This window comes from Pseudoalteromonas sp. GB56 (assembly GCF_054923835.1).
In genome coordinates, this window is the sequence record NZ_JBPCHK010000001.1 from 2440900 (window position 1) to 2464360 (window position 23461).

Consider the following 23461-nt stretch of genomic DNA (forward strand, 5'->3'; position numbering starts at 1 on the left):
CATACAAAATAGCCCTATTAAGAAGCCTGTTGCGAATCGCGGAGGGGCATCCCGGAGCCGTAATTGAGCGAAGTGATGAGCACGTTGTTCTACCCATAGGATTGGTGGCTCTGTATTGGTTGAAACTGTATAAGCCGTTGATAGATACACATTCAATGCAGCAAAACAGCAACAACTCAAAAGGCCTCGGTTTTATAAAAGAAAACGGCTGGGGTGCGCTCGCAACTTACACCAGCAGTGACTTCTATGTGGGCGCAAGTTACCAAGAGCCTGTTTTGATGGGCTCCTTATACAAAGCACTCAAAGACATTGCCTCTACAATAAAGAACATGCCAGCCAAGTACACGACGATTCCAGGTACTAAAAATGCGGTTTTTGATGTTGAATTATTCAAAAGCCGCGCGCCCAAAGAGGCGCTAAATTAAGACTTCGATTTTCTTTGTTCGCTCGGCAAGTTTTATGTGCCTAAACACATCTGGGACGCTTTATCTCGATTTAGCATATGGATTGAGCCTGCATTAATCAATGAATGGGCCACACTAATGGCTGGCTATGGCCTAAACAAATCTAAGCACTTTACTAAGCTGGATTACTTGAACGCGTTAACTTGGCATGATCCACAAAGAAGCACCAATAGAGTGAGGGAGCGAGTAAACGATTTGCTACAAGAGGCCGATTTAGCCTGTTGTTGGTCCGGCAAGTTTTTAAGCCGAAAAAATTACGCAATCGACCATGCGTTCCCCTACTCTCGGTGGCCAAATAATGACCTTTGGAATCTGCTGCCCGCATTGAGTCGCATCAACGCGGTGAAGTCAGACAAACTTCCAACTACCTCAAAACTCGCTACTAGTCGCGAGTTCATAACTCACTGGTGGCAAGAAGGCTGGAACCAAAACAGCGCAGAGTTTTTTAGCCAAGCTAACCTTGCATTACCTAACCTATCTCCCACAAATAGAAGCTTCGACGATGTTTTCGAAGCGATGAAATTACAAAGAGATAGAATCAAAGATATGCAACAACTCCAAGACTGGCAGTAGTTTCAATCCTAGCAACATACAAAGGCCACTTATCGTGGCCTTTGTATGTCAATTTGACACTCAGAGTTGCCTTTGATTTGCATGACTTCCACAAGGCGGTTCATTCTCACCCTGCGCTCAACAGTCTTTGGAGTGAAATCACTGCCATCACTGCTTTTATCCCAGTACAAACGGAATTTTGCGCCGAAGGCACAACGAAGCAATCAGAATAAAATGTGATGTACAACAAGAGTCGTACTCTGTAACTCAGTGTGAGGTAGGTTTAATATTGGCGAGAATGTCTGCCAGTGTCGCTGCTGCGTTATCGAAATCATAGGATTCTATTGCTTTGGTTAAACTGTTTAAGGTGGTACTAGCAATGTGCTCACGAAGTGATGGCATCATAAGCTCTAACAAAGCAACAGCATCGGTATCAAATTCAGCGATGAGGCTTTGCAGTTCTTCAAGTTTAGCCCACATGATAGGTTGCTCTAACGCCACGTTTGTTTGCTCACCGTATTGCTGCAAATTTAGTGTATTTAAGCTTGAGAGCACGGTATTTAGCTCATCAATGACGTTAGTTAATTGACTGCCAATGTGTTCTCTTTCAATACTGTTGCCACACACCAACTCTAACTGTTCTGCCTGATGATACAGCTTTGTAGCGCCAATATTTCCAGCTGTGGCCTTGAGGTTATGAACACAGCGAATAGCCTCTGCGCTGTTGTTTGTTTCCAAGGCTGCCCCAAACTCTTCTTCAAAGCACTGATAACCTTCATAAAAACGTTTAAGTAGCTTAACGTATAGTTGAGGATTATCCTGGGTTGTCTGCAAGCCTCTTTGCGTATCAATACCGTACAAATGACTGAAATCCTGACTTTTAACATCCCTGTGCTCTTTGCTGAATTCAGTTCGCTTAACCGGCGTGATCCACTTCGCCATGATGTTAAACATTTCATTGACGTCTATGGGCTTTGCTATGTGGTCATTCATACCCACCACGAGAACTTTTTCTCTATCCCCCGCCATGGCGTTAGCAGTCATTGCTATGATGGGTAAATCAGCAAATTGGCTTTGTTCTCGGATGCGTTTTGTCGCGGTGTAGCCGTCCATAATCGGCATTTGGCAGTCCATCAACACGCCATCAAAATTACGAGTTTTTAGTAATTCCAGTGCCTGTTGGCCATTTTTTGCCAATGTAGGGATTAGCCCATTGCGACAGAGTAACTCAATGGCCAGCTCTTGGTTCATTTCGTTATCTTCGACCAGTAGCACTTCAGCGCCTTGCAGCTTGGTGATGGCTGGAGAAATATAACTTACATTGTGAGCGACTCTGGGGTCAATTGAGCAAGACTTACCCAACGCCGCCTTTAGACACTCGAGTAAATTCGACGGTGTCACGGGCTTTGTCAAATAGCCATGGATTTCGAGACCTTCAGCTGCATTGATAACTTCCTCTCGGCCATAGGCCGTTACCATAATGATACTCGGAACATGGCTCACTACATCACCCGTTTGGATCTCTCTGCTCAGCTCAATGCCATCTTTGTTCGGCATTTTCCAGTCCATAAGGACAAGATTGAACGGCGCGTCATTGTCAGACTGTTGCAGTAAATCAATAGCCGATTGCGCGCAATCCGCTTGTGCAACTTCAATATCCAGCGCCTTTAGCATTTGTGACACAATATTGCACGCCGTCACATTATCATCAACAATCAATACCCTTAATTTTTCAAGTTCTTTATCAATTAGGCGTGACCTAGCGGCCGCGCCATGTTGCTTTTCAAACCGTGCGGTGAAACTAAAAATACTGCCTTTATTAGGCTCGGTTTCAAGCCATATCTGGCCACCCATCATGTTTACCAGTTTTTTAGATATCGTCAGGCCAAGGCCTGTGCCACCATGTTTGCGAGTTGTTGATGAGTCCGCTTGAGAAAACGATTTAAACAGATTTTTCTGCTGCTCTTTTGACATACCAATTCCGGTATCAGACACTGAAAACAGCAATTCAATGGAGTCTTGTTGTGTGTTTAACACTCTTACTTTAACAACTACCTCGCCACCGCTTTCAGTGAACTTAACCGCATTATTTCCGAGATTAATCAGAATTTGTCCAAGGCGAAGCGGATCGCCAATTAAGCCTGTTACAACATTAGGTAAAATGTCGAAGTAAAACTCTATTCCCTTTTCTTGTGCTTTAAGACCCACCAAACTGGCAAGATTGTCCATCACATCTTCAAGCCAAAATGGGATATTTTCCATATTGAGTTTGCCAGCCTCAATTTTTGAAAAATCGAGAATATCATTGATAATACCGAGCAATGACTCTGCGCTTCGATGCACTTTCTCTATATAATTGCGTTGTTTAGAGTTTAGGTTTGTTTGTAGCGCTAAGTGACTCATCCCGATAATCGCATTCATCGGCGTACGAATTTCATGAGACATATTGGCTAAAAAGTCGGATTTAGCTTGGCTGGCCTCATCCGCAGCTTGCTTCGCTTCAGTCAACGCATCTTCCCAATATTTTCGATCGGTGATGTCTTCAACAGCAACAGCAACACCACCACCTGCATATTCATCCAAAGGCGCAGCACTCACACTGACCCACACTAAGTCACCTTGAGGGCGGTACACACCCATTTCGAAATTCTTAACGATGTCACCTGTTCTTAGGGCAACATTTACGGGCGTTTGCTCTGCGCTGAGCGGCTGTCCCTCACTATTTACGAGTTGCCAATAGGAAGATGCAAACTCACGTGCTTTTTGCTCATTTGCTGAAACCCCCAGAATCTCTTCTGACATACTGTTGGCTTCGAGTACCTGGCCTTCATTTGAGACCATAGATACACCCACGGGGAGAGCTGCAAAAAGTGCTTTAAGTTGCTCTTGCTTACTAAACAGCTCGTTTTGCATGGATTTCGACGCGTCGATATCGATATGAATGCCAATGATTCTGACACCTTGTTGCTCTGGTTCTGGCGTAGCGTTTCGACCAACAGATAAAATCCATTTCCATTTACCGTCTTTCGTTTTCATCCTAAATTCAGCACGGTAAGTACTTGTTTTCCCAGCTAAGTGTGCTTGAAGTTTGTGTGTTGCATCTTGGATATCGTCTGGGTGTACCAAATATTGCCAGCGCTCGTAGCATTCACCGAACTCACGGTCCAACTCTTCTTTTGTATAACCCAACAAATTGGCCCAAATCTCATTGGTGTGCAGTATTTCTGTGTGAGTGTCCCAATCCCATAAACCGGCATTTGCGCCTTGTAACGCTCGCTCTAGTTGTTGCTGACTCTCGTGCAGTGCTAATTCAGCATCTTTGAGCTCGGTAATATCTAGCGCGAAGCAACCTAAGCCCACAAACTCCTGAACATTGTTGAATAATGGAAATTTGTGACAAATATACACAAGCTCTGCGCCGTCATCCATGACCAAGGTTTCTTCGCTAACAATAGGTTCTGCGAGCTCAATGACCTTTTGATCATCTTCAACCAAGGCTTGAGCATAATGATGTTGAGACCAGATCTGAAAGTCATTTTTTCCTATCGCGTCCTCACTACTCACACCGGCATACGCACACCAACTTTTATTGACTATTTGATACCGCCCGTGTGTGTCTTTGTAGTAGGCAATTGCTGGAAGGTTATCGAGGAAGCCTTTAATTTGCCGTTGGCTATTCTCAAGTTCAATAGCAGCTAACTTGGTATCAGTTATATCCGCAATATTACCGATGACACCTATAATTACACCGTCTTGATAAATCGCCTCACCGGTTGTTCGAATCCACTTTAGCTTGCCTTCCATACTTTTAAAACGCGCTGTGATGTCATAGGGAACGCCTTCTTTCACGCACAACGCAAAGGCACTTATCACTTGTTCACGTTCAGGCCCTTGGATACACGAAACACCATCTTTGACCCACTCTTTTCTGTCTTCCAAGGGAACTTCGTGTATTTTGTATACCTCTTCAGACCAACTAAACTCATCCAACGCGATGTCGTATTCCCACCCCCCTATTTTGGCTAAGGACTGACTACGATTGAGCAGCGCTTGACTCTTTTCTATTTCTCTTTGGGCACGGCGAATGTCTTCTATATCTCTGATAAAACAAATTACCGCTCCCGCGCCTTGGTGTGTAACGGGAATTAACGTTACTTCTGCAAGCCACTGTTTTCGACCGCGTAAATGCGTCCACTCAAAGCGCATGAGTTCTTTTTTACGGATCACGCTATCAATAATTTCTTGAGCGAGTTCGGCAGAGGATTTGCCACTGGGCTGAATGAGCGGAGAAATTAATGGGTCGTTGGGTTGTTTGTTGAGCAGTTCAGCTTCGCTTTCAAGCCCGCACATCTGCACAAATGCGGGATTCACTTTTTGGAAGCCCGCCTCTGTGAGCATCGCAATGCCATCGGTTAGACTTTCAAATATTGCTTCAGTTTGTTGTTTCTGACGATACAGCTCGGTCATATCTGATGCGAGGCCTATGACCCCTTGAGGCTTGCCGTTGAGTGAAAACGCTGTACGTGTATAAACAATATTGTGGATTTCTTTGTCCGCGAGCGTGAGGGTAAGTTCGTTGGTTCGAACCCCACCCTGCTCAATCATTTCTTTGTCTTCGTAATAAAACGCTTCTCGTGTGTCTTTGGGGAAAAATGCAACATCTAATAAATTACGACCGATTAATTGCTCGCGTTCAATCCCAAACGCCTGCTCAAATGCGGTGTTAACATCCGCTACATACAGATTGGCATCTTTCACTAAAATTGGGTTTGGAATAGCATCCAATAAGGCCGTTTGATAAGCCAGCATATGTTCACGTTCAAGACGTTTTAAATTTGCACGGTGGACTTGGGCCGCGATGAGAATACTGATAAAAAATATGAAAGCGGGAATTTTCATCAAGTCATCTGGGTATTGAGTGTAGATTTTAGGGCTGGCACCCGTAAATTTAACCGCCCATTCTTTGCCACCCACTAAAATGGTAGTGTCATACGCTAACGCAGTTTTACCTCGCAATTCCCCCAACGGCTTTGCATCACTGGATGCAGCAAAATGGGTGTATAAAGGCTCGCTATTGCCAAGGTCTGAAAACTCAATATGGAAATAATCTTCGTTGAAATTACTTTCCAGTAAAGTATCAATCATCACGTTTATCTGTACGACCACAAGTACAAATCCCAGTAGTGCAGTTCTGCGTTCATCGAGCGTGTTTCTGGGCAAAAATAGATCGTAAACGGGCATTAAAATCAACAAACCACCCTGTCCTGAATTGATCAAACTGATTCTATCTGACGCCGCAGGAGTGTTAATTGTTAAGGACATATCCATGGCATCATGAACATGTCCTATTGAAGCGATGTCAAACCCCATCACACCTGAGTTAGCCCGAAGGGGTTCAGCATAGTAAACGGGATAGTAGTATGACTTCTTCTTAGGTTGTGCACGTTGCCCATCTTTTAATATGAAAACGTCATAGTCTGCAATGCCATTTGCGCGCGCCTGTTGGATATGTGTAGGTAGTTCATCTCGTGCGATTTTTGGGGCCCACTCCATCGCTATCAAACCTGAAAATCTATCTACTGAACGCTGCACCATGCCCTTAAAATCTTGACGGGAAACGTTTTTGTTGATGTGAAAACCTGTTTGTATGGTGTACAAGGTTTCAAAGTAAGGAAGGATTGCTAGTTCAACTGCTTTTGCCCTGCGCTCGGCCTCAACGTAGAAGTCTTCAATGATCTCCTCTTTGAAGTCATCATTGCCCACTTGGTAAATGACACTGGCCAGTAGGATTCCGATTATCACTATAATCCCTTCAAATGACCAATTCCTAGGCTTTTTCTGCTCCAACGCAACACACGAAACCCAATACAATGTTGATAAGGTTAGAACGATTCCCAGTAGCAGCACGCTTTCAGCAGTATAAGAACTGCGCAGTAAGTAATCATTTTTTACTAAGATTGACTCGCGATTCTCTATCGCAAACCAGTTAAGTAGCGATGTACCAAAACCTCCGATGCAGATTGGTACCACGTACCAATTGCGTGAGGTGTCTTGCTGATAAGGAAGATAGCGAATACACAAACTCATGACGAGTACGGTACTGAGTATTGTAAATCCGAAAGCGGTTGGTAGCGCCATAGGAATAAAAGGTCCCCAACCATAAGCGGATTCCAGTTCAAACAGATATCCAGTGATGGCCGTGAGGCTTAACGCCGACACTAAAGCAATCACAATCGATTCGAACTTGGGGCTTTTATTAAATACAGCACTGCAAAACGCTAAGGCGCACAGCGAAAAGCACAGAGCCGTATTGGGTGCCATCCTACCAGGGTACATGTAGCTTTGCGGCACCTCGTAGCGCATGAACAATTCATCAATACCGAAGTTAAGCCCTGTGATGTATTGCATCAAACTTAAAAAACCAAGGGTAAAGACGATAAATGCTGCTGCAAGACAACGCTTCTTACGATGAGTGAGGAGCGCCAAAAGTGACATACCACTGAATAACATGCCTAACGCGGTGTTGAATTGCATGGGTGAAAAGTCTGGCCCAAGCTTCATCAGCGGGTAATTTTTAGTAAACCATGCAAATATCACCACTGAACCAATGGCAATTAGCAAAGTGCTAAAAGCCATGGCAATGACAGTGAGTGTACGGCTATTGGAGGCGTGCATCACTCACCTTAGACCCCAAAGCACATGTCTTCATCGGCGTCGATATACAGTTGTTGAATTTCCCTAACCTGCGGGATGCACTCCAAAAAAGCACGCACTAAATGAGGGTCAAAATGCTGACCTGATTCATCAATTAAATACTGTATCGCTTCTTGCTCAGTCCACGCTCTTTTGTATGGTCGTGTACTCGTGAGGGCGTCATACACATCGCAAATAGCCACAATGCGAGCTGATAGGGGTATGTCCTCCCCCGACAACCCTTTTGGGTAGCCCTGTCCGTTATATTTTTCGTGATGGTACATCGCCACTTCCTTGGCCAACTGCATCAGCGCGGAGCGATGGTCACCGATGATATGAACCCCATATTCGGTGTGCTTTTTCATGATTTCCCATTCTTGCGCGTTTAACTTTCCCGGTTTCAAAAGAATTTTGTCTGGTATGCCAATTTTACCAACATCATGCATAGGCGCGGCGTTATAAAGTAGCTCGCACCAATCATCATCCTGTCCTATTTTTTCAGCTAGGAAGCGACAAAACCAACTCATGCGAATAACATGCATGCCCGTTTCATTGTCTTTGAATTCAGCTGCTCGGCCTAACCTACGAATTATTTCGACCCGAGTTTCGTTAAGCTCAGCAGTGCGTTGCTGTACCAATTTTTCTAGGTGCCGGGCTTGGTCATAAAGATGTAACTGCGTTTTTACCCGAGTGAGAACAATGGGTGGGCTAATTGGTTTAGTAATGTAATCCACCGCGCCAAGCTCAAAGCCAATACGCTCATCTGCAACTTCCGCTTTCGCAGTGACGAAGATGATAGGGATCATGCTGGTAAGCGGGTTACTTTTAAGCACTTTGCATAACTCAAAACCATTCATGTCTGGCATAACGACATCGAGTAATATCAAGTCAGGTTTATCATCTCCTTGTGCAATTTTAAGTGCTGATTGACCATTTAATGCTGCTTTAACTCGGTATTCATCGTGCAGAATACCCGTAAGGACATCGATATTTTCTACCGTATCGTCGACGACCAAAATCGTTGCTTTTTCGAATTTTTCCATCTCACTACCCATCAAATAGATACAGCGTTTAGGTAGTACCAGAGCACGATATACCCAGCTGTAAACACTACAATCATCTAAAGCGTTAAGCGTGGGTCTCTAAAAGTGAACCGCGCTTGTTAGAATGCCATGAGAGAATACTTAGTCTCCCCAATAAAAATCGCCTTTGTCTTATATCAACTGCTTCTTCACGTCAGATGTAGGTTCACTTTGTAGAACTCTGGGTAAAATCTAAAAATGTCTCCTTATTCTCAAAGCTAAGCTATGCTAATTAAGCTGTACCTGTTTTTTCATACCTACGTTTAAATGTAGACCAACAGGAACCTTCATGCATGAGATAATTTCTAATTCAATAAAAGACACGTCATTTCAAAAACTAACGGTTTTAGTTGTCGACGCGATAGACAATATGCGTGTCACAGTGGCGAAAATGCTCCATGCCATGTGCTTTGGCGAAGTGCTCCAAGCAAGCAACGGCATCGACGCTCTCAACATAGTCAAAAAGCAGCAAATTGACCTCATTATCACAGAGCTTAAATTACCTAAGCTCGATGGCGTCGAGCTGCTGAAGGCGATTCGAAATGACGAAAATACGGCTTCGATACCGGTTGTATTTATGTCTGCGGTGATAGAACAACAAGAAGTCATTACGGCAATTAAACATGGCGCTTCTGAATATGTGGTCAAACCGTTCTCTGGCAAAATTCTTGCGCAGCGGTTAATTCGCGCACTAGAGAAACCCGTTAAAAAGTTATCGAGCAAACAACAACCTACATCGTCTAACACAACTGACGATACAACCCCTGACCCCATTCATATTTTAGTTGTGGATGATGTTGCGGATAACATTCAAGTGATCAGTGAAATTCTACGAAAGGACTACAAAATTAAAGCCGCAATAAGTGGTGAAAAAGCCTTGGCTATCTGTGAAGCGGATGTGCAACCGGATCTCGTGTTGTTGGATATCATGATGCCGAACATGGATGGACTTGAAGTGTGTCGGCGTCTCAAAGAAAACCCCAATACCCAACATATCACTATTATATTTCTAACAGCACTGGACCAAAACAAAGATGTGATCGCAGGCCTTGAGCTCGGCGCCGTTGATTACATCACAAAGCCGGTTAACCCAATGGTGGTAAAAGCGCGATTAGCCGCTCACACCAACACCATTTTATCGACACGAATGATGCGCAATCAAATTGATACGCTTATTGAGAATGAGCGCTTGCGTGATGAGTTTGACCGTATTACGCAAAACGATCTTAAGCATCCGCTCAATGAAATGATCAAAAGCCTAGAATTACTGGAGCGATACAACAAGGATGCGGACAAAGTTAAAAGTACTGCCGCAGCGATTAAGCTCTCGACAACCAACTTGTCATACATGATTGATAACATGCTGACGCTCAGCCAGCTTGAAGATGGCAGCTATCATCTTTGTCCGGTGCCATTGAATTTGCTTCGTTTAATTACAGCAGTGCTCGACAACTACCGATTTTCTGCCAATGAAAAACACCTAGAAATACAAAATGAAATTTCAGCGACCGCTCAAATTAAAGCGGAAGAATTGCTCACAATGTCACTGCTTTCCAATTTAATCCAAAATGCTATCGACGCAGCACCAAGAGGCTCTGCTATTAATCTTAGTGCCACCCGAAATGGCATGAATACGGTCATTAAAATTCACAATCACGGCTCGGTTGCCGATGAAGTTATACACTGCTTTTTCGACAAATATGTTTCCCATGGCAAGAAGAATGCTGCGGGCATCGGCACCTACGCAGCAAAATTGATGACCGAAGTACAAAATGGCTCGATTAGCTTTGATACACACGTTGAGCAAGGCACGACACTGAGTGTATCTTTGCCGTGCGAATAACAGTTCATGATGTTTTTTGATTTCGTTGTTGCTGGGCTTCCACCAGCATCAATTCTGCTTTTGCGCCTAAAAATACATACACTCCCAAGCCAATTAATAGACCGATCACGCTTAGCATCATCAACAGTGCCGGTGTGCTGTATTCGCTTTGTCCTAGCGAGGCTTTGAACATCGTCAATAAAGCCTCAATAGAAATTGCAATGAGAATCGTGGAGATAAAGCGCGTGATGGTGCGTCGTGTGGAGCTGTGCCGAAAGATATCTTTGTGCATCAAAATCTCTTCTTCAAGTATGGTTTTCCCCAAATCGAAGATAGATAAAGCCAGAGTAATGAAAATGATGATGCCAAAGGGTTTAAGAGGGTCATTGTTGACCCCAAGATTGAACAGCAACTGGCTAATATCAATACACACGTTGTAAACCAAGACTAAGACCAAAGTAAACAAGCTTAATACAATAACGGAGTAACCTGCTTTAAATACGCCGCTAAATCTCCCTCTTGAGCGATCTCCCATTACATACTCAATCAACTTAGGTAGGTTAACATCGACCACCACGTATTGGCTTCGCAGCTCAGCATCGCTCTCTTTTATCATCACAGAGATACACAAGTTACCGGTTGCTAAAGAGATGTAAGGCTCAGTAATGACTACCCCGATATCACTTCCATCTAAAGCGCTATAGTAAGGCCGATTAGCGCGAGATACCCCATCACCACGTTGGCACTCACCTTTGTTATTAATGTTGGCACTGATCTGCAGTCCTTCGGTGTTTAGAACATAAACCAACTCAGAAAATGAATAACACTTGCACAGTGCCACAAATGCCGTATTCGGTTGTTGTCGCCATTGCTCGTGCTCCACTAACGCATGGATAAGTGACTCCAGCAACGGATAGATTTCGATGTAATGTTCGCGGTATCGCTCGATAACGCTCAAGTAGCTCATAGCCATATTTCAAGTCCTCTGTGAAGGCTTGTAATAAACACGCAGAATTGATGCCAATTAATAAAGGTGCTTAATTTCAATTATTTAGAAAACTTCCCCCACGATTTTTGCGCCATATCAGTGCAATTTATTACGGCTATTCGCTCCTGTTCAGTGCACTTATCTTTCGATTCATTCCCTATTTAAGTTATTGTTCTATAATGAACCCATTAGTTAAACAAATAAGGGAAAATGTTATGAAACAACTATTTGCAGTTATCACTCTCGTGGCGTCAGCGCTAATCCTTACGGCCTGTGAAGATGCCAAAGAAGCGTCTGCAGAAGCAAAAGAAAAAGCAGCCGAGGCGAAAAAGGAAATCGCAAGTGCATGGAATGATGCCGTGGATGAGGTTAAAGAAGCCTCTGAAAATTTCGACAAAGAATCATTCTCTGAGCAAGTTGATGAGCTTATGGCTGAAACCAAAGCCCTTGCCGCGGCCGCAAGCGATGAAGGAAAAGTGCAATTCAATAGCTTAGTTGCTGACTCTAAAGAGCTTGCTGCCAAAGCATGGGAAGAATCAAAAGAAGGCGCAGGTGAGCTTTCTGACGAAACCAAAGAAAAAATTGAAGAGCTGAAAGAGAAAATCCGCCAAACGCGCGAAGAGCTCGAAGCAAAACAATAAGTTTACTGTCTATGTGATGCACCAAACCCAGCACAGTGCTGGGTTTTTTCTTGCGTACTTGGATTAATAAAAGGCGCTTTTTAGCGCCTTAAATATGATTAATACTTGACGATTTTACTCATAAGCATGTAATTCACAGGCACCAATATCAAGGTGATTAAGGTCGCAAATATAATCCCAAACCCTAATGACACTGCCATCGGAATAAGGAATTGTGCCTGTGTTGCCTTCTCAAACAGCAATGGCATCAACCCGATAAAGGTCGTTAAGCTGGTGAGCATGACTGGGCGAAAGCGCGCAGCGCCGGCAATGCTAATGGCATCGTGCACTTTATCCCCTTTAGCACGGCGCTTATTAATGTAATCGACTAACACAAGTGAGTCATTCACCACTACCCCGATAAGTGCCAACATCCCCAAGAAACTCATAATGGTTAAGTCCATGCCCAGCATCCAATGCCCTAGCACTGCACCTATCAATCCAAATGGAATGACACTCATCACGATTAGCGGCTGATAGTAAGATTTCAGCGGAATCGCCAATAAGCTGTAAATCACAAACAATACGATGATTAACCCCCAGAAGAGGGAACCAAACGACTCACGTTGCTCTTTGGCCTCGCCTTCTAAACTGTATGTGACGTTCGGGTACTGCACCATGAGTTCATCAAGGTATTGACGCAAATCGGCTTGCAGCGTCGTCATATTAGTGTTGTTTTTTTCAACATCGGCAATGACGTTCAAGGTGCGGTAGCGGTCAATACGGTATATTGATGATGGGCTGGTACCTGTTTTAAGTGTTGCCACGTGGGCAAACGGTACCTTGTTACCATCCGGTGTTTCAATCAGCACATCTTGTAAGTCTGCGACTGAGCGACGCTCGGTGAGCGGTAGACGCACCATCACAGTTACATCATCTCGTCCACGTTGAATACGTTGTACTTGCGAACCGTAGAACGAACTGCGCACCTGCTGAGCAACACTCACCTTTGTCAGCCCTAGCGCATAGCCTTGCTCTGTTAACTCAATTTGCAGCTCTTGCTTGCCATCAGTCATGCTATCGGAAATATCAAATACCGTTGGGTAAGTTGCCAGTCGGGCTTTGATGTGTTCTGCCACTTCTTGCAAAGTTTCGATATTCGTGGCGCTTAGCTGCACATCAATAGGGTCTGAGCTACGGCCAATCTCGGCACGGAATGTAAGACTTTCTGCACCTGGGATCACGCCAATCAAGGTTCGCCATTCGTTGGCTAGCTGAATTGACGACACATTGCTGGTGCGCTTTTCACTCGGTGTGATTTCAAATCGTACGCGCCCGACATTGGTTGAGCCGCCACGGCCACCTGTGGTTGCCAGCACATTGAGAATTAAGCTCTCCCCTGTCTCAGCATCGCGGTATTTCTCTTTTAACTGTTCTGCTTTTGCAGCCATATCAATGATGTAATTGTTGGTCACATCAAACGGTGTGCCTGTTGGCATAGTCAATTCAACGCGCACGGTTTCACTGGGAATACGAGGGAAGAAGATAAAGCGTGTCCAGCCACTGGAAATCAACGAGATAATCACGGCGAACACAGCCACAAACATCAGCACAGTAGAGAGCTTGTTTCTTAACGCGAGCTGCAACACAGGCTGGTAATAACGTAAAATTGAACGCTCAAACCCATCTGCAAACTGCTGTTGCCAACGTTCAAAACGATTCGGTTGCTTGTCTTGGCGCACCTTCAAATATTTTAAGTGTGCGGGCAATACAAACTTAGACTCGATCAATGAAAACAGTAATACCGGAATAACCACCGCAGGAATTTGCGCGAAGAACGCACCGCGGCCACCTTCCATAAACGCCAGCGGCATAAACGCAGCAATCGTGGTTAATACACCGAAGGTCACTGGAGTTGCCACTTCTTGGGTACCGTTAATGGCCGCTTGCTCACCACTTTCGGAGGTTCTTAAGTGGGTATAGACGTTTTCCCCAGTAACGATGGCATCGTCAACAACAATACCGAGCACCAAGATGAAACCGAATAAGCTCATGATGTTCAAAGTAACGCCGAAAAACGGCAGTAAGAAAAAGGCACCGATGAAGGAAACCGGAATGCCAATAAACACCCAAAACGCGATAGCGGGACGCAAAAACAGCGTGAGCAATGCAAGAACCAAAATGCCCCCTTGCAAGGCATTGGTGGTCAAGGTCGCGATACGGCTTTTAACAATTTCCGAGTCATCATCCCAATAACTTAATTCAAAGCCGATGGGCAAATTTGCTTGTTTCGACTGAATGTACTCTTTGACTTCATCCGCTACTTCAATCGCGCTTTGTGGGCCGATGCGATAGACATCTATAAATGCTGCTTGTTTACCGTTAAAACGCGTACGTACTGGCGTTTCTTCAAAAGCATCATTAACCTGGGCGATATCTCCAAGACGAATAATTGAACCATCCGCTGTGCGCGACACCACAATTGCCGCGAATTCATCTTTGCGATACGCCTGCCCTTTTGAGCGTAGTAAAATTTCGCCACCCTCAGTCTTTAAGTTACCAGCAGACACATCGCTACTGGAATTACCGATGGCGTTGGCGATATCCGCTAAGGTCAAATTGTATTGGCGCAACGTGTCTTTTGGCACTTCGATGGCGATTTCATAATCACGAACACCGCTAAGTTCAACTTGCGTCACATTAGGTAAACGCAGCAATTCATCACGCACTTGCTCGGCGTATTCACGGGTTTCCAATTCGCCGTAGTCACTGGCCACGGTAACTGCGATAACTTCTCGCGTGCGCTGTGCTAATGAAACAACAGGTTTTTCTGCATCCACGGGAAAAGTATTAATGGCATCGACTCGCGATTTGATATCGGCGAGCAGTTCACGCTTGTCATACCCAGACTCAATCTCGATACTGACCGTCGCGCCACCTTCACTCGAGCGACTGACGATGCGTTCAATCCCTTCGAGGTCTTGCACCGCTTCTTCGATGCGGATCGCGACGCCTTTTTCTGCATCTTCTGGCGTTGCACCGCGCAACGTAACGCTGACGTTCACTTGCTCTGCTTCAAATGCCGGAAAAACTTCTAGCGGTATTTTATTAGCAAGACTGTAGAGGCCCGCGATGAGGATGCTTATCATCAGAATATTCGCGGCCACATGATTTCGCGTAAACCAAGCAATCATGAACTTGCTCCTTGAGAGCGCTCACCTTTGCGCATGCTCTCATTGGGCTTTTGCTCTTGGCTTTGTTCCTGCCCATGAATGTTCACGCGAGTACCTGAACTCACTTGCCCAAGCGGCGTAAGAACCAATTGTTCACCGGCCTCAAGACCCGCGACCACAACGCTGTGATCTGCACCTTGCCATCCTAGTTTGATGTCTTTTCTGAGCAACTGGCCATCAACAACGGTGTACACGTAACTGCCCTGATAGACAGTGCTGTTGGGGATCACTATTGCGTTATCAACGGGATTTGTTTTGATATGTGCGCGCACATATTGGCCAATTTTTATTGGTACTTGGTTGCTTTCACTCGGCGCAAATGGGTCACTTATCTCACCAACAACATAAAGCTGCTGAGACGTGCTATCGATGGCACTTTCTGTGCGCACTAGGCGCCCTTGCCAGTGCTGCTCACCGAACACACTGGAACTGAATTCAACCTGTGAACCAGTTTGTTCACTGCCATCACGGTATTGTGTTGGCAGTTGCATCATCACCAAGTCGCTGTTTTTAATTGGTAGTCTTACTTCTACACTGTCTGTTGCATACACCTCTGCGAGTTGCGTATTCACACCCACCACTTGACCAAGGTCGACCATCTGCGACAATACCCGGCCTGAGAAAGGTGCTTTGATGGTCGTGCGTTCCAAATCTAGCTTGGCTTTATCCACCGTTGCTTGCGCCGACATCACATTGGCTTTTGCAGTTTCAAGCTGAGGTTTACGCAGCACTAAATCTGACGCTTGTTCGCCATTTCCAAGGCGCTGCCAATCCACCTGCGCTTGCTCAACTCTAGCTTGCTCTTCGAGCAAGGCTTGCTGAGCACTAAAGAGCGCAGCTTGCGCAGCCTTTAGCTCCGCGCGATGGTCTCTGTCGTCCAACTGCAAGAGCTCATCACCTTGCTCAAAAAAGCCACCATCACGAAAACGTGAGTGCACCTTCACCACTTGTCCAGACACCTGAGCGGACAGCATCGTTTGAATGCGTGGACGCACCACTCCATAACTGGAAATGTCGGCAGCGAATGGCACAGCTTCAAGTGCAAGCACCTTGACGGTGATCTTCGCCGCTTTAGGAGGCGCACCACGCCCTACTTTGGGTGGGTTCGATACAATAAAACTGATGGCTGCGAGTGCAACAATCACGATAATGAGTGGGAGCACGACTTTTTTACATTACTTTTCATTGGTTTGGCTCTCGAAGTCACCACCTAATGCTAGGTGTAAATTAATTCTATTTTTAATTAGTTGAAGCTTGATGTTAATTAGCGCACTTTGTGCATTGTAGGCACGTTGCTGCGCATCAAGGACTGTGGTGTAAGTTTGTAAACCGCCTACATATTGCTCAAAAGACAACTCATAGGCGTAGTTCGCACTGTCTAACGCCTTTTTCGTTTGCTCATATTGCAGCTTCAGACTTTGCTCTTGCGTCAGGGCGTTTTCAACGTCTGCAAACGCATCTAATAAGGTTTCTAAGTACGCTTGCTCTGTCTCTTTCAATGCGAGCCTAGCGATTTCTTCATTTGCCTTTAACTCGCCTCCTGCAAATAAGGGCATAGACAAGTTACCCAGCAATGACCACGCCAACGCGGATGGCGAGAGTAAATCGTCCCATCGGCTTGTGCTATCACCTAAGGATGCTGTCAAACTCAAACTGGGGTAACGCTGCTTGTGGGCAAACGCCAGCGCCGCGTCTTTTGCTAATAATTGCTGCCAAGCGGCTTGCAATTGTGGCTTGCGGGTAACGAGCTCTGAAGGCAGGCCAACCCCCACAGGCTCCTGCAATAAAGGTAGTTCAGACTTGGTGGCTATCAATCCTGCTGGATACTCACCGACTAAACGTTCTAACTGCCGCTTACTGCTGGTTAATGTGGCTTGCTGCGCCGCCAAAGCAGATTGCTCTGATGCGAACTCATTGCGCGTCAAGTACACATCTAAGGCCTCGTAAAGACCTTGACGGTATCCACGCTCAATGATTGCGAGGTTGTCCTGTGCAGCTTTAATACGCTGTTGGTACACGTCAACCAGCTGCTGATCAGCGATGACGTTAAACCATGCACTGATGACATCAGCCACCAGCTGCTGACGACTTTGTGCGTAGCTATTTAACGCACTTTGATAGGTATAAAATGCCTGTTTTTGCGCCGCATCTAACTTGGCAAACAAATCCACTTCATAACGCATGGTCAAGGAAATATCGCTGGCATTGCCATAAGAGACTGGACGATTGTCTTTCTTGCGGCTGGTTTGCGTTGACAAATCAATACTGGGCCAATCAGTTGCTTCACTTACGTTGAGCTGTTGCTCGCTTTGCAACAACGCATAGAACTGTTGTTTTAACGCTTGGTTGTTTGCTAATGCATTGGCAACTAGTTGGTGAATTTGTGGGTCGGTCAGTTGATTAATCCAGCCTGTGCTGACAAGCGTGGACTGTTCTGGAAATTGAGGATTGTGCTGCCAATTCGCGGGGAATGCTGGCTGCACCAACTCAGTGTTGATGTGGCTGCTGGTACAGGCACTTAAACTTAATATGCTACATATCGCAAGGGTGAGCGCGCGCACATTGGTTTCCTATTATGCTAATTTACTGCATGCAGTAAAGCAGAAGCGCTTTTTAAAAACCAGTAACTTTACATAGCCTTACACTACTTGATAACGACATCAAAAATGCCGTACTTTAACCATTTTACACATAAAAATACTTAACAGTGTAAGTAAGGCTGATACAATGTCGAAAAAAATGGAGGACAGTTATGAGTAGGATAATCTCACTGGCATTGTGGTTGTGCCTTTTTAGTGGAGAGTTAGCGGCAAACGAATACTACGTTGGTGTAGACCATGCACAACTTAGGACCGATTTTGCCGGGGTTGAAGCTAAACCGACAGCATTAATTATTAAAGCAGGCGCAGAACTATACAATCGCACTTATTTAGAAGTTCAAACGGACATAAGCCAATCAGAAGATGAATTACTGGGTGTATCAATCGACGCTAGTAGCGCACAATCTGCTTTAATTCGCTTTAGAACCCCACAGTTTGGTAGTTTTAGTTATGATCTTGCTTTTGGATACGCCAAGACGGAATTAAATTTTACTGGAAACGCAGAAGTCTATGATGGAAAGGAAAAGTTTACAGGCTTTGCATGGGGCGGACGCCTGAACTATGAATTACCCTACAACCTTCGCTTAAACGCCGATTATTTATCTCGATATAACAAGGACAATTTAAAGATTGACACTTGGAGTGTTGGGCTAAGCTATTATTTCTAAAGGATTACATTATATGAGAGCTACACTATCGGCTTTAAGTATTTCAACCTTGTTCGCTTTAACAGGCTGCAGTGAAAACGAGAATGCAGACGAAATCAACAAAGCCTTCAATGAAGAAGAGCAAGTTCAAACAGGCGATTTGATAGAATCTGTTGTTGTATATGGAGGTAATATCCGAATTGAACCGGGCGACACGGTACAATTAACTGCGATCGGTAAAGATTTAAACGGTAAAAGTAAGGACATTTCCTCTGATGTAACTTGGAAGTCTTCTCACCCTGATTCCGCAGCTATTGATGAAAATGGTCTTGTCACCGCTATTGCTAAAGCTGACACTCAATATTCACTTATTACCTTCACAGCAACTGCATTAGGCGATGCCAGTGAATCCGCTCAGATTTCGGTCAAAGATATTGCTATCGAATCTATTACATTATCCTCATCAAGCGCTGAAGTGTATGCATGCCAACCAAACACTATTGCGAGCACCATTATTTTTACCGATGGGTACCAAGGAAAAGTACAGAACGGAGATTTGACTTGGAGCTCATTGAATGACAATCAAACACGCTTCTCAGAGAATGGTGAACTGTTCACACGAGCTGAGCCTGGCAGCACACTGACCATCTCAGCTTCTTATGAACAAGCACAAAGCAATCGATATCAACTGGAAGTAGCAGCCAGTCAAATAAGTAGCATCGAGTTCGTTGATGCTGACTCAAATAATTTAGATTCTTTGACAATGGAACTCGGTTCAAGAAGCACAATAGGTGTCAGTGGCAAACTTGGGTCTCAGGTATATGACCTCACTCCTATTATTGTGTGGGACCAAAAAAATGAAGATCTGGTGCATGTTGCTACGGATCCCCAAGCAATAGGCTCAATTATTGCCACCAGCAAGGGCACAGGCCTGATTTACGCCCAATGTACAGATACATTAAATGAGTCTTTATCTGTTGAAGTTGAGAGCTCCGCTGAAGGCTCGTTAGAGAGCATTACGGTTAATGATGGTATAGAGGCACTTACGGTCAACTCTGGGGCAACACAGAAGCTAACAGTGTTTGCCAACTATCAAGGTTTGAACTCTGCTATCAATGTATCGGATGCAACTGATGTTGCCCTCAGCAATGATTTACTTTCAGTTTCATTAAAGAATGCGGGGTCTGATAGTGCTTATTTGGAGATTACAGCAGCTACTGAGGTGTCTGGTTCATCGACAATTACTTTAGAGTTTCTGGGTCAACGTATTGTGCTAGATACAACAATCACCAAAGTTGAATAACTTTCCGTGCTCTAGTGCGTCCAACGTAGGGCGCACTAGGGCACTTTTTGGATGTACTCCAGTGCTGTCATTTTGTGGTACGTCACGTCAGGGTGCAAAACATGGGTGGGTTCTGGGTCTACCACTTCAATGGGAATCGCCATACTGCGGGCAATATCCAGTGCCATTTGGGTAATATTGACGCTAAAAGAGGTACCCATAAACACCATTTTATCGGCCTCTAACATACGCTGTTGTGCTGCCGTAATGTTGTATAAGTCGGTGTAATACTCATCAAAGAGCAACACAAATGGCTTGTAGGAGCGATAGAGGGCAGGTTCTCCGTTGTCGACAGCAAAAACATCAAACAAAGATTCGGTTAAACGGCTTTCATCAACGTCATTCCAAGGCGTCACTATCTTGTCTACTGAATCACCTTGTTCATGAAATAGCGTCATTTGGTCTAATCGCCCATGAATAGCAATGTAATCTTGATTACCCGCTTTGCCATCTAAGCCATCAATGTTTTGAGTAATGAGGTTTTTATCAGCTAACCAGTGATGCACCTCATTTGGGCCGTGGTCGCGATAAGTCGCGAAACGATGATAGTACCAAGCTAAAAATTGCTCTGGGCAGTGTTGGTACATGTGCCGTGTGGCCATCTCCATGGGGGTATAATTCTTACTGCCAATGCGCCAATACCCATCTTCACCACGAAAAGTGGGAATGCCACTGGCGGCACTTACGCCCGCTCCGGTGATGTATAAGGTATTGCTCATTATGATGTCCAGACTACAAAAACGTTTGGAATATGATTATACGTGAACTATCGGTAAGTTCACACGTACCACTAAGCCGCCTTGTTCTTGATTATGCAAACTTATGTCGCCGTGATGCGCCTCGCATATTTCTCGGCACAAGGCCAAACCCAAACCACTGCCCGATGCTTTGGTGGAATAAAACGGCACGAGTGCACTTGCCATCACGGTTTCAGTCATGCCTTTGCCTTTATCACCAACAGAGATAACCTGCTGCTCGTCACAGCTGATACTTAACCACACCTCCTCAGGTGCACTGCCCGATTCATGGGCATTCTTAAGTAAATTTATCAGCAATTGTTGGATTTGGGTCTCATCACCATAGCCTTGCTCACTGATTTCACCACGTATTTCAAACGGCCATTGCTCTTGCAGATTAGTGACTAAGTTTTGCCAGTTAAAATAGCCTAACTGAGGCTGCGGAAGTTTAGCGAATTTGCCATAACCTTGGACGAACTCGCTCAAGCGTGCGATACGCTCATCAATGGTATTAAACACACGCTCAAGGCGCTCATCTTGATTGCGTTGAGACAGCAATTTCCCTGAGTGCAACATGGATGAAATCGGTGCCAAGGAATTGTTCAGCTCGTGGCTGATAATACGAATAACCTTCTTCCACACCTGTACTTCTTGGCGCGATATTTCCCGTGTCATAGGTTTAAGGATGTAAAGCAGATGCGCCTGATTATTAAGCAAAAACTGCCCAGTCGCCAAGTGCCATGTTTGCCTTTGTTGGTGCTCTTGCTCAACGCTAAATAAGCCATCTCCGCCGCGGCCAATGGCTTGTGCTATCGATTCAGGCATACCATCAAAGAGGTTATCAAGTGATTCCCCTTCTACTTTATTGCCCGCAAACAACAAGCTACGTGCACTGTGATTGGTGTATACCACTTGTTCTTTGGAGTTGACCAACAACAAGGCTTGCGGCGAGTTATGGAGCACTTTATCAAGCATTAATTCGCGCTGATAAATCCATTGGCGTTCTTGGTGGAGCTTACTGGCGGTTTCATTATAAAGCTGGCACAAATCCCCTAGTTCATCGCTTTTTCGATAAGCCAAGGAAGTGGAAAAGTCACCATCTTTAAAATTGAGTAGCCCAGATTCGATAGCTTGCAACCCCCTTACTCTGGGGGTGATAACGAGGCTGACAAAAATAGCCTGAAATGCGCCTAACAGTAGCCCGAGTAACAATCCTTGAATCAGCGTAAATGTGCCCACCGCAACACCAGCGCCAACGGGTAAACAGATAAAAAGACTGAGCCAAATGCTCAATTGCCAAGTCAGTCGGCTGGCGCCTGTAGGAAGTAACTTCATTAGTAATCAATACCAAACTTTTGCATACGACGATACAGTGCCTGTCGCGATAAGCCAAACTCGCGCGCCACCTTGGCAATCACCCCTTGGTGCGCGCGCATCGCATCTTCAATTTCCTGTTTATTAGGCTCAGCTTTGTTTTGCATGCCAGGCTCTGCCTGTTGCAAGGCAAAGTCTTCTGCCTCCAACGCTCCCACAGGCTTAAGTACAGCGATACGTTTACAGGCATTTTCAAGCTCGCGCACGTTGCCAGGCCATGCATGTTGACGTAAAACTGTTTCGGCATGCACACTGAGCTCTCGCTCAGGTAAGAAGTGGCTGATAAGCGCGGGGATATCGTCTTTGCGCTGCGCTAACGGCGGAATACTCAGCTCAATAACATTCAAGCGGTAGTATAAATCTTCACGAAAGCGGCCTTGTTTAATATCTGTCAGTAAGTCAGCGTTGGTGGCGGAAATCACGCGCACGTTCACCTTACGAGTTTGCGTTGAGCCCACACGCTCAAATTCCCCAGTTTGTAACACGCGCAATAACTTTACTTGCCCTTCAAGTGGTAAGTTACCGATTTCGTCTAAAAACAAGGTGCCACCATCAGCGGCTTCAAAGCGACCAATGCGCATCTGCTTTGCGCCTGTATACGCACCGGCTTCAGCACCGAAGAGTTCAGCTTCGATGAGATCTGCGGGTAGCGCACCCGCATTGACCTTGATAAAGGGTTTGTCACGCAGATTAGAGTTGCGATGAACTATCTCGGCTATACCTTCTTTACCGCTACCGTTCGCACCTGTGATCAGGGTCGGCACATCAGATTTCGCAACCTGCAGTGCCATGTCTACCACACGCTGCATTGCCGGACTTGCAAAAATGAGCCCAGCTAAATCGGCACCTTGATGCGCTTGGTCACGCTCTTGCGCTTGGCGCTTAAAGACGGCATTTTCACTGGCTGCTTCGCCAAGCGCCACGAGATTTTCGATTGTTGTGAGTAGTTTTTGGTCATCCCACGGCTTGCTGAGATAATCCGCTGCGCCCGCTTTGACTAATTCCACCGCCGTGCTGAGTTCCGTCCACGCGGTAATAAGCACGATCGGTAAATGCGGGTTAATGTCGCGCAAATCGTAGAAGAGTTTTTTACCCTCTTCACCTGAGGTGGTGTCGGCACTGAAGTTCATGTCTTGTAAAACCAAGGCGATGCGCTGATAGCGCACGATATGCAGAGCTTGGGCCGGTGTTTCGCAGGTCACCGCTTGGTAGTCGTGCAGCTCAAGGAGTAACGCTAACGCGTCTAAAACGGCTGGGTTGTCATCAACAATCAGTATCTTTTTCATATTATCCATAATGTCGCGCGC

The 23461-nt window shown here is 45.3% G+C and carries 16 protein-coding genes; 6 read left to right on the top strand and 10 right to left on the bottom strand.

What is annotated here, in order from left to right; translation table 11 throughout:
- Positions 1 to 29 precede the first annotated feature (29 nt).
- Together ACH19P_RS11445 and ACH19P_RS11450 are read left to right on the top strand one after the other, a co-directional pair.
- The gene (locus ACH19P_RS11445; protein WP_462158661.1) at positions 30 to 425 is read left to right on the top strand and encodes a hypothetical protein; all 396 of its coding nucleotides are present in this window, start codon (positions 30 to 32) and stop codon (positions 423 to 425) included.
- Between the two features lie 36 nt (positions 426 to 461).
- Positions 462 to 1037, top strand: a complete 576-nt coding sequence (locus ACH19P_RS11450) for an HNH endonuclease domain-containing protein (protein ID WP_462158662.1) — start codon at positions 462 to 464, stop codon at positions 1035 to 1037.
- Positions 1038 to 1066: 29 nt separating this feature from the next.
- On the opposite strand, the gene ACH19P_RS11455 is transcribed toward ACH19P_RS11450, so the two are convergent.
- Genes ACH19P_RS11455 through ACH19P_RS11465 form a run of 3 tightly spaced genes read right to left on the bottom strand, consistent with a single transcriptional unit; the run spans position 1067 to position 8752 of the window.
- Positions 1067 to 1240 (bottom strand): DUF3604 domain-containing protein, encoded by a 174-nt coding sequence (locus tag ACH19P_RS11455; protein WP_462158663.1) that lies wholly within the window; start codon positions 1238 to 1240, stop codon positions 1067 to 1069.
- A 43-nt stretch (positions 1241 to 1283) separates the two neighbouring features.
- Positions 1284 to 7691 (bottom strand): PAS domain S-box protein, encoded by a 6408-nt coding sequence (locus ACH19P_RS11460; protein ID WP_462158664.1) that lies wholly within the window; start codon positions 7689 to 7691, stop codon positions 1284 to 1286.
- A gap of 8 nt (positions 7692 to 7699) precedes the next feature.
- Complete coding sequence (locus tag ACH19P_RS11465; RefSeq protein ID WP_462158665.1) at positions 7700 to 8752, bottom strand: HD domain-containing phosphohydrolase; 1053 nt, start codon at positions 8750 to 8752, stop codon at positions 7700 to 7702.
- Between the two features lie 328 nt (positions 8753 to 9080).
- Between ACH19P_RS11465 and ACH19P_RS11470 the strand changes: the two genes are divergently transcribed.
- A complete protein-coding gene (locus tag ACH19P_RS11470; RefSeq protein ID WP_462158666.1) occupies positions 9081 to 10634 on the top strand; it encodes a response regulator in 1554 nt (517 codons plus the stop codon).
- Between the two features lie 4 nt (positions 10635 to 10638).
- On the opposite strand, the gene ACH19P_RS11475 is transcribed toward ACH19P_RS11470, so the two are convergent.
- Positions 10639 to 11580: a PDC sensor domain-containing protein gene (locus ACH19P_RS11475; protein WP_462159346.1), complete on the bottom strand. Its 942-nt coding sequence runs from the start codon at positions 11578 to 11580 to the stop codon at positions 10639 to 10641.
- A 236-nt stretch (positions 11581 to 11816) separates the two neighbouring features.
- On the opposite strand from ACH19P_RS11475, the gene ACH19P_RS11480 reads away from it, so the two are divergent.
- Positions 11817 to 12242, top strand: a complete 426-nt coding sequence (locus tag ACH19P_RS11480) for a hypothetical protein (RefSeq protein ID WP_462158667.1) — start codon at positions 11817 to 11819, stop codon at positions 12240 to 12242.
- A 98-nt stretch (positions 12243 to 12340) separates the two neighbouring features.
- Here ACH19P_RS11480 and ACH19P_RS11485 read toward each other — a convergent pair whose 3' ends face one another.
- From ACH19P_RS11485 to ACH19P_RS11495, 3 genes are read right to left on the bottom strand one after another with little or no spacing between them, the layout of a single operon-like run.
- A complete protein-coding gene (locus tag ACH19P_RS11485) occupies positions 12341 to 15415 on the bottom strand; it encodes an efflux RND transporter permease subunit (RefSeq protein WP_462158668.1) in 3075 nt (1024 codons plus the stop codon).
- A complete protein-coding gene (locus ACH19P_RS11490) occupies positions 15412 to 16617 on the bottom strand; it encodes an efflux RND transporter periplasmic adaptor subunit (protein WP_462158669.1) in 1206 nt (401 codons plus the stop codon). Before ACH19P_RS11490 ends, ACH19P_RS11485 begins: the two co-directional genes overlap by 4 nt.
- Positions 16618 to 16629: 12 nt before the next feature.
- Positions 16630 to 18015 carry an efflux transporter outer membrane subunit gene (locus ACH19P_RS11495; RefSeq protein WP_462158670.1) on the bottom strand — a complete coding sequence of 462 codons (1386 nt, stop codon included), beginning with the start codon at positions 18013 to 18015 and terminating at the stop codon, positions 16630 to 16632.
- Between the two features lie 191 nt (positions 18016 to 18206).
- Here ACH19P_RS11495 and ACH19P_RS11500 point away from each other — a divergent pair, with 191 nt between their 5' ends.
- Together ACH19P_RS11500 and ACH19P_RS11505 are read left to right on the top strand one after the other, a co-directional pair.
- Positions 18207 to 18722 (top strand): outer membrane beta-barrel protein, encoded by a 516-nt coding sequence (locus ACH19P_RS11500; protein ID WP_462158671.1) that lies wholly within the window; start codon positions 18207 to 18209, stop codon positions 18720 to 18722.
- Between the two features lie 13 nt (positions 18723 to 18735).
- Positions 18736 to 20004: an Ig-like domain-containing protein gene (locus ACH19P_RS11505; protein ID WP_462158672.1), complete on the top strand. Its 1269-nt coding sequence runs from the start codon at positions 18736 to 18738 to the stop codon at positions 20002 to 20004.
- Between the two features lie 35 nt (positions 20005 to 20039).
- Here ACH19P_RS11505 and ACH19P_RS11510 read toward each other — a convergent pair whose 3' ends face one another.
- Genes ACH19P_RS11510 through ACH19P_RS11520 form a run of 3 tightly spaced genes read right to left on the bottom strand, consistent with a single transcriptional unit; the run spans position 20040 to position 23440 of the window.
- Entirely contained in the window at positions 20040 to 20762 is a 723-nt protein-coding gene (locus ACH19P_RS11510) for an SIR2 family NAD-dependent protein deacylase (protein WP_462158673.1), read from the bottom strand.
- A gap of 36 nt (positions 20763 to 20798) precedes the next feature.
- Positions 20799 to 22115: a sensor histidine kinase gene (locus ACH19P_RS11515; protein ID WP_462158674.1), complete on the bottom strand. Its 1317-nt coding sequence runs from the start codon at positions 22113 to 22115 to the stop codon at positions 20799 to 20801.
- The gene (locus ACH19P_RS11520) at positions 22115 to 23440 is read right to left on the bottom strand and encodes a sigma-54-dependent transcriptional regulator (RefSeq protein ID WP_462159347.1); all 1326 of its coding nucleotides are present in this window, start codon (positions 23438 to 23440) and stop codon (positions 22115 to 22117) included. Before ACH19P_RS11520 ends, ACH19P_RS11515 begins: the two co-directional genes overlap by 1 nt.
- Between the last annotated feature and the right edge of the window lie 21 nt (positions 23441 to 23461).